Source organism: Duganella lactea, assembly GCF_009857505.1.
GTDB lineage: Bacteria > Pseudomonadota > Gammaproteobacteria > Burkholderiales > Burkholderiaceae_D > Rugamonas > Rugamonas lactea.
Genome location: NZ_WWCP01000074.1, coordinates 1 through 6,734 on the forward strand (window position 1 = coordinate 1; position 6,734 = coordinate 6,734).

The 6,734-nt window shown below is 65.6% G+C and carries 8 protein-coding genes; 4 read left to right on the forward strand and 4 right to left on the reverse strand.

Going from position 1 to position 6,734, the window contains the following annotated elements; translation table 11 throughout:
• Positions 1-74: 74 nt before the first annotated feature.
• Positions 75-269 carry a YqaE/Pmp3 family membrane protein gene (locus GTP44_RS26535; RefSeq protein ID WP_160992965.1) on the reverse strand — a complete coding sequence of 65 codons (195 nt, stop codon included), beginning with the start codon at positions 267-269 and terminating at the stop codon, positions 75-77.
• Between the two features lie 56 nt (positions 270-325).
• Between GTP44_RS26535 and GTP44_RS26540 the strand changes: the two genes are divergently transcribed.
• A complete protein-coding gene (locus tag GTP44_RS26540) occupies positions 326-859 on the forward strand; it encodes a hypothetical protein (RefSeq protein WP_161021767.1) in 534 nt (177 codons plus the stop codon).
• On the opposite strand, the gene GTP44_RS26545 is transcribed toward GTP44_RS26540, so the two are convergent.
• From GTP44_RS26545 to GTP44_RS26555, 3 genes are all read right to left on the reverse strand, one after another.
• On the reverse strand, positions 801-1,832 hold the full coding sequence (locus tag GTP44_RS26545) for a transporter (RefSeq protein WP_161021768.1): 1,032 nt from the start codon (positions 1,830-1,832) through the stop codon (positions 801-803). The two genes, GTP44_RS26540 and GTP44_RS26545, sit on opposite strands and share 59 nt — an antisense overlap.
• A 6-nt stretch (positions 1,833-1,838) precedes the next feature.
• Entirely contained in the window at positions 1,839-2,678 is an 840-nt protein-coding gene (locus GTP44_RS26550) for an HDOD domain-containing protein (protein WP_161021769.1), read from the reverse strand.
• A 135-nt stretch (positions 2,679-2,813) separates the two neighbouring features.
• Positions 2,814-4,097 (reverse strand): D-amino acid dehydrogenase, encoded by a 1,284-nt coding sequence (locus GTP44_RS26555; RefSeq protein WP_161021770.1) that lies wholly within the window; start codon positions 4,095-4,097, stop codon positions 2,814-2,816.
• A gap of 97 nt (positions 4,098-4,194) precedes the next feature.
• Here GTP44_RS26555 and GTP44_RS26560 point away from each other — a divergent pair, with 97 nt between their 5' ends.
• The 3 genes from GTP44_RS26560 to GTP44_RS26570 are packed head-to-tail and all read left to right on the forward strand — an operon-like array spanning position 4,195 to position 6,605.
• The gene (locus GTP44_RS26560; protein WP_160992970.1) at positions 4,195-4,692 is read left to right on the forward strand and encodes an Lrp/AsnC ligand binding domain-containing protein; all 498 of its coding nucleotides are present in this window, start codon (positions 4,195-4,197) and stop codon (positions 4,690-4,692) included.
• 53 nt (positions 4,693-4,745) lie between these two features.
• Complete coding sequence (locus tag GTP44_RS26565; RefSeq protein WP_161021771.1) at positions 4,746-5,018, forward strand: CCDC90 family protein; 273 nt, start codon at positions 4,746-4,748, stop codon at positions 5,016-5,018.
• A 51-nt stretch (positions 5,019-5,069) separates the two neighbouring features.
• A complete protein-coding gene (locus GTP44_RS26570) occupies positions 5,070-6,605 on the forward strand; it encodes a hypothetical protein (protein WP_371867341.1) in 1,536 nt (511 codons plus the stop codon).
• Positions 6,606-6,734 lie beyond the last annotated feature (129 nt).

Here is a 6,734-nt window from a genome sequence, read left to right on the forward strand (position 1 = left end):
GGTCTGACATTCGCACACGGGCTCAACTGCGGAGCAGTTGAGCCCGTGTGCGAATGTCAGACCTGACACCGTATTTAGCGCTGGCGGCCGAGGGCGCGTTCGATTTTTTGGTCGGTCTTGTATTGACTCAGGGCGTACACGGCCCAGATCGTCGCTGGCAGCCAGCCGATCAGCGTGATTTGCAGGATCAGGCAGATGATGCCGGCGAACGGGCGGCCGATGGTGAAGAAGGTCAGCCACGGTAATAGCAGGGCGATAATCAAACGCATAACTTTCTGTCCGGTGTGGTGAATAATCCGCTCACAATATCACGTATGATGGCGCCATGAGGACAGACTGGTTGGCTGACGAGCGCGGGGCGTATTTTTTTCTGTGGCTGGGCATCGGCCTGATCGCCCTGTTCGGCGTGCTGGAGTACCGCTTGCCGGCGGCGGCGCAGCTGGAGACGGCGCGCGGGCGCGTGGTGTGGCAGCAGGAGACGCGCGGGGCGCTGTATTTCAGGCTGTCGGACCGGCAGCAGCTGGTGTTGTACGCCAAGGGCGATAGCGACGGCCGCCAGCGCCAGACGATACGTGACGCCGACATGTATCCGGTCAGCGTGCAGTTCCTGCGCGCCCAGTCCACCACCACCGCCATCGGCCTGGCGCCGGGGGCGTTTTATACGGTGTACGGCGTGGCGGTCGGCGGCAAGCCGGTCGCCAGTCTGGAACAGGTGCGCGGCGCCTACCGCCGCGATAATCTGGTGGCGTTGGCGATGGGTGTCGCCGCCGCCTTGGCTGGCCTCTGGCGCGTGCGCGCGCTCAGTCCTGGCCGGCGTCGCGCTGGCGGCGGAAGGACAGCCAGCCGGCGATCACGGTAAAGCTGGCCACGACCACCACCACCACCATGAAGCCGTGCGGCGAATCCGATAGCGGGATGCCGCCCACGTTCATGCCCATCAGGCCGGCGATGATATTGATCGGCAGCGCCAGCACCGTCACCACGGTCAGCACGAACAGGCTGCGGTTGGTGGCTTCGCCGGCCAGTGCCGCGATTTCCTCCTGAATCAGCTTGATGCGCTCCTGCAGCGAGGCCATGTCGGCCAGCACCAGCGAGAATTCCTCGGTCGACTGGCGCAGCTCCTGCGTGTCGATGTCGGCCATCCAGGTGGGCGGCTTTTGCAGCAGGCGGAACAGCGCTGCCGGTTCCGGCGCCAGCAGCCGCTGCAGCCGCACCAGCACCCGCCGCAGCGCGCCCAGGCTGGCGCGCTTGGTGGTCAGTTTGCCGGCCAGCAGATTGTCTTCGATGCGGTCGACGGTGGTGATGGCGTCGCGCACGATCTGGATCAGGGCGTCGGCCTGATCGCGCAGCAGGTGGGTCAGCAGCTCGACCGAGGAGCGGATCGGCTCGCCGCCGCGCACGGCGTTGCGCAGGCTGTCGACCGCGCGCAGCGGCTTGCGCCGCGCGCTGATGGCGATCTGCCGGTCCACCGTCAGCCACAGCGTGGCGATGTCGGACGGCTCGTAAGTGAAATCGTGCACCACGTCGTTGACTACCGCGATCAGCGTGTTGTCGGCCAGCTCAAGGCGGGTCGAGCGCGGGCCCTCGTGCAGGCTGTCGTAGAACTCCTCGGGCAGCGCGGTGTGCTCGTGCAGCCATTTTTCGCTGGCGGTGTTGGCCAGGTTGAAGTGCAGCCAGATGAATTCCTGCGGATGCCGGGCGCGCTCTTGCAGCCACTGGCGGGCGGCGTCGCTGTCGAGCGGCAGGCCCTGGCCGCCGGCGGCGCGGCCGAACAGGTAGCCGCACACCAGGCCGGACTGGTCGGAGCCGTAGGTGGGCGCGGTCGTCTGCATGGGCGCCTAGACCAGCAGCGTGGCGCTCATCTCCGCCGCGTCGCTTTGGGCCTCGGCCAGGATCTCGGCCAATTTGCTTTCGTCGATGAACAGGTCGATGGCCGAGTCGGAATGCGGCGGCAGTTCGCGCTGCGGTTCCTGCAACGGCGATCGGACCGGCGTCAGGTGGTTGGCCAGCAGCAGCGTGTCGAGCAGCGTATCGGGCGGGATCGACATGAAACTGTCGCGCAGGCCCTCGATGGCGGCGGCCACCGGTTCCGGAATGCACAGCTTGCGCATCACTTCGCGGGTGATGATTTCCTCGCTGGCCGAGTGCCAGTTCTCCGGGTCCTCTTCCAGCAGGCCGGGGAATTCGTCGGCGCGCGACAGCAGATAGAAGCCGCCCACCTCGTGCACGATGCCGGCGAACAGCGCGGTGTCCTCGTTGACGCCGGTGACGTGACGGGCGATCAGGCGGCCCAGCGTGGCCACGGCCAGCGTGTGATCCCACAGCTGTTCGGCCTTGGCGCGCAACTGCGGGTTGGTGATCTTGCTGCCGAACTGGCGCACCACCATGGCGGCGGCCAGCGCGAACAGGTTCTGGTAGCCGATGCGCATGATGGCGCCGCGCACATTGGTCACCACCGGCGCGCCGGCGCGGTTGAACATGGCGGAATTGGCAATGGCCACTGTCTTGGCGGCCAATACCGGTTCGGCCAGGACCAGGCTGATCGCGGTGTCGATCGGGCAGTCGGGATCATCCAACGCCAGTTGTACGCGCAGCGCCGCGTTGACGCTGGTGGGGAAGGTCAGCTCACCCCGTATGGCCAGGGCCGCAATATGGCCGAATGCTTCAAGTTTGTTCATGGACAAAATTATACGCAGGCTTGGCCCCAATCTCAACGCCGGACCGGTGTTACGGCCGCGATTAGGCCCAATCGCGGCGGCAATGCGACAGTGGCGTCACGTTGGTGTCATGGCGCCACGCGTGGATCAGCGGTTTTATGCGTTGACCAGTTGCGGCGCGCGGGCGCCGCGCTGGTCACGGTAGCGGCTGACCGACAGGTCGTCGGCGCGGATCGCCGGGCGGCGCGACGAAATCAGGTCCGACAGCAGCTGCGCCGAGCCGCAGGACATGGTCCAGCCCAGCGTGCCGTGGCCGGTGTTCAGGTACAGATTGCGCAGGCCGGTGCGGCCGACGATCGGCGTGCCGTCCGGCGTCATCGGGCGCAGCCCGGTCCAGAAGCTGGCCTCGGCGGTGTTGCCGGCGCCGGGGAACAGGTCGTTGACCACCATTTCCAGCGTCGCGCGGCGGCGCGGGTTGAGGCGGGTGTCGAAACCGGCGATCTCGGCCATGCCGCCGACGCGGATGCGCGCGTCGAAGCGGGTGACGGCGATCTTGTAGGTTTCGTCCAGGATGGTCGAGACCGGCGCGGCGTCGGCGTTGGCGATTGGCACGGTGATCGAATAGCCCTTCAGCGGATAGACCGGGATCTGCACCAGGTCGCGCAGCAGCGCGGTCGAGTAGGCGCCCAGCGCCACCACGTAGGATTCGCCGGTGACCAGCTCGTCGCCGCATTGGACGCCTTTGATGGCGTCGCCTTCGGTGACCAGGCCGGTGATGTCCATGCCGTAGCGGAACTTGACGCCCAGTTCTTCCGCCATCGCGGTCAGGCGGGTGGTGAACAGCTGGCAGTCGCCGGTTTCATCGTTGGGCAGGCGCAGGCCGCCGACCAGCTTGTTGCGCGCCAGGCCCGGCTCGGCGCCGACCAGTTGCTCGCGGCCCAGCAGCTCGTAGGGGACGCCGGTGTCTTCCAGTACCGCGATATCCTTGGCGGCGGCGTCCATCTGCTGCTGGGTGCGGAACAGCTGCGTCGTGCCTTGCTGGCGGCCTTCGTAGGCGATGCCGGTGGCGGCGCGCAGGGTTTTAAAGCAGTCGCGGCTGTACTCGGCCAGACGCACCATGCGCTCCTTGTTGAGGGCGTAGCGGTCGGCATTGCAGTTTTGCAGCATCTGCCACATCCATTGCAGCTGGAACAGCGTGCCGTCCGGCGTGATCGACAGCGGGGCGTGGCGTTGCAACATCCATTTCATGGCCTTCAACGGGATGCCGGGCGCGGCCCAGGGGGAGGCGTAGCCGGGCGAGATCTGGCCGGCGTTGGCGAAGCTGGTTTCGAGGGCGGGACCGGGCTGGCGGTCGAGCACGGTTACGTCGTGGCCGGCCTTGGCCAGATAATAGGCGCTGGTGACGCCGATGACGCCGCTGCCCAGGATAACTACGCGCATATTGCCCCCGATTATTGAACTTTGTTGGATTCTGCTATGGTATTCTCGTTATCGTAGTGTTTGTTACTGTATATCTTGATTAAAACAGTGGATTTTCATGCGAATACAGAAAGAATCGGTCCGCGGGCTGGACAAGCTGGACAGAAAGATATTGCGGATTCTACAAGAGGACGGGCGCATCTCGATGAAGGACTTGGGCGAGCAGGTGGGCTTGTCGACCACGCCGACCATCGAGCGCGTCAAGCGCATGGAGCGCGACGGCGTGATCACCGGCTACCACGCGCGCATCGATCCGCCATCGCTGGGGGCCAAGCTGCTGGTGTTTGTCGAGATCACGCTGAACCAGAAGTCGGGGCCGGCGTTCGAGCAGTTCCGGCGCGAGGTGTTGCGGATACCGGAGGTGCAGGAGTGTCATCTGGTGTCGGGGGATTTCGACTACCTGATCAAGGCGCGCATTCACGAGATGGCCGAATACCGCAAGCTGCTGGGCGAGATGCTGCTCAGTCTGCCCGGCGCGGCGCAGTCGAAAAGTTATGTCGTGATGGAGGAGATCAAGGAAACGCTGACCTTGTCGACCGAGGTGGTGCAGGGCTGATCTGTCTCAAGGTGTGCGCTTGCATTTGGTAGCGTGCGGCGCATACTTAGTCCATGAACTCGATCGAATCCGCCAAATACCGCAAGCACCTGGAAGAGGACGGCGTACCGCCCCAGCAGGCGGTGGCGCACGCCGATGCGCTGGGGGAGGGGCTGGACAATCTCAAGGAAACCCTGGCCACCAAGGCGTGGGTGGAGTCCTTCGTCAAGCAGCAGCTACAGGAACTTAAATTCGATATGGTGCAGTGGATGGTCACGCTGTTTGTCGCGCAGACCGGCGTGACGATCGGCGCCATGGTGGCCCTGATCCGCTATCTGCCTCGCTGAGCCGGCTTCAGTTACAATGCCATAATGACATTACAACCAACTGGAGCAGGCGTGCATAGTCCGTCATCGCAGCTCGTCGTCCGCTCGCTGGACGAGCATTTGTCATCCGACCAGAGTTTCAGCTCCGCCTATGCGCGGGCGGTGGGCGCGATCGCCGGCAGGGAAGGCGGTTTGACGCTGGCCCAATTCGCCGCCGTCACCGATCTCGCCGGCGACGGCCGGTCCTCCGCCGTCTTCACTGCGCTGGTGCTGAACGCCATCGAATCTGGCGTCGAGGTCGACTGGTCGTTGAACGCGCTCGGCCGTAGTTGCGCCGGCATCGACCAGGCCGCGCGCGAACAGGCGCTGCACATGGTGGTCCCGCTGCTGGCGCTGCACGGCGCCGATGCCCGCGTGCTGGCGCAGCGCTTCGCCAAGGCGCTGTCGGTGCGCCTGTTGCCGGACGACCTGAACCGCTTGCCGCAGGCCGAGGGGCGCGGCATCCTGGCCAATCTCGGCGAACAGGCGCGCCGCCTGGTGCGCGGCCGCTCGCTGGCCGACGCCGTGGCCGACTTTGGCCGCACCGCCGGTCAGCCCGCGCTGGTCGACCACGCGCGCAATTTCCAGTCGGGTGAGATCGACCAGAATGCGTTGCGCGAGCTGGTCGGCAGCACCACTGCCGCCATCACGCAGCACATCAACCACTATCTGGAGCAGGCGCGCCAGCTATCGCTGGGGGAAGCGGCGGCGTCGCTGGTGAGCGCCGCCAACGACCTGAAAAGTCAGGTCACGCAGCGGCTGGTGCTGGCCGACCAGCGCATCGCCTACGAGCGCCGGCTGATGGCCGAGGAAATCGACGACGCCGTGCACGACGCCGGCAACGCCATCGAACTGGCGATGAGCGACCGTCTGCAGACCGACCAATGGAAGGACGACGACGTCTGGGCCAGTATCGGCCGCAACCAGTACGGGCAGGAGATGGAGCGGCGGCTGGACCGCATCGTGCGGCGCAAGGAACAGGCGCTGCAACTGCTGCAGGAAGATTTGCGGCTGTTCCAGTCCGGCATGCGGCTGGGGCAGGCGACCGTGTTCCAGCGGCAGCATCACGCGGCGCTGGCCAGGCTGATGCCGCGGTTGCGCGTCGGGACGCGCATCGTCAACACGCTGGACACGGCGGCCAGCGTCACGCTGGTCAGCGGCGCCGCCGTGGCCGCCAGCACCGGCACCGCGGCCTACCTGATCGGCGCGGCGGTGGTATTGCCGGTGGTGGCGCCGGTGGCGCCGTTTGTCGGCGGCGCGGTGCTGCTGGCGGGCGCGTTCAAATGGTTCGCCGACGGCGGTAAGCGCAAGCGGATGGAAATCCGCGACAAGCGGGCCGCCTTTGAAGCCGAACTGCGCAAGCAACTGCTGGCGGCCGAACAATCGTTCAACGCCCAGCTGGACCAGGTCGCCGAAGGCTTCCGCGACTCGGCGCAGCAGATACTGACGCCGATCGTGCTGGAAGCCGAGGCGGCTGGCCGCGTGCCCGGCATGCGCCAGCGCATCGCCGACCGCGTCATCACGCAAGCCCAGGCCGCCATCCGCCAACTCGAAACCGAACTGCGGTAAACCCGGTGTCAGATACCGTCTTGAATGGCAAGCTTTTTCGATAAGTATTTGGGGTCGAAAGGCTTGCCAGTACGGATGACACCGTAAATCAGATGCGTCAGTTTGTGAACGACAGCACTGATCACCGCT

Bases quoted from the DNA above. Each gene is read 5' to 3' on its own strand.
- GTP44_RS26535 (WP_160992965.1), bottom strand. From the start codon at position 269: ATGCGTTTGATTATCGCCCTGCTATTACCGTGGCTGACCTTCTTCACC.
- GTP44_RS26540 (WP_161021767.1), top strand. From the start codon at position 326: ATGAGGACAGACTGGTTGGCTGACGAGCGCGGGGCGTATTTTTTTCTG.
- GTP44_RS26545 (WP_161021768.1), bottom strand. From the start codon at position 1,832: ATGCAGACGACCGCGCCCACCTACGGCTCCGACCAGTCCGGCCTGGTG.
- GTP44_RS26550 (WP_161021769.1), bottom strand. From the start codon at position 2,678: ATGAACAAACTTGAAGCATTCGGCCATATTGCGGCCCTGGCCATACGG.
- GTP44_RS26555 (WP_161021770.1), bottom strand. From the start codon at position 4,097: ATGCGCGTAGTTATCCTGGGCAGCGGCGTCATCGGCGTCACCAGCGCC.
- GTP44_RS26560 (WP_160992970.1), top strand. From the start codon at position 4,195: ATGCGAATACAGAAAGAATCGGTCCGCGGGCTGGACAAGCTGGACAGA.
- GTP44_RS26565 (WP_161021771.1), top strand. From the start codon at position 4,746: ATGAACTCGATCGAATCCGCCAAATACCGCAAGCACCTGGAAGAGGAC.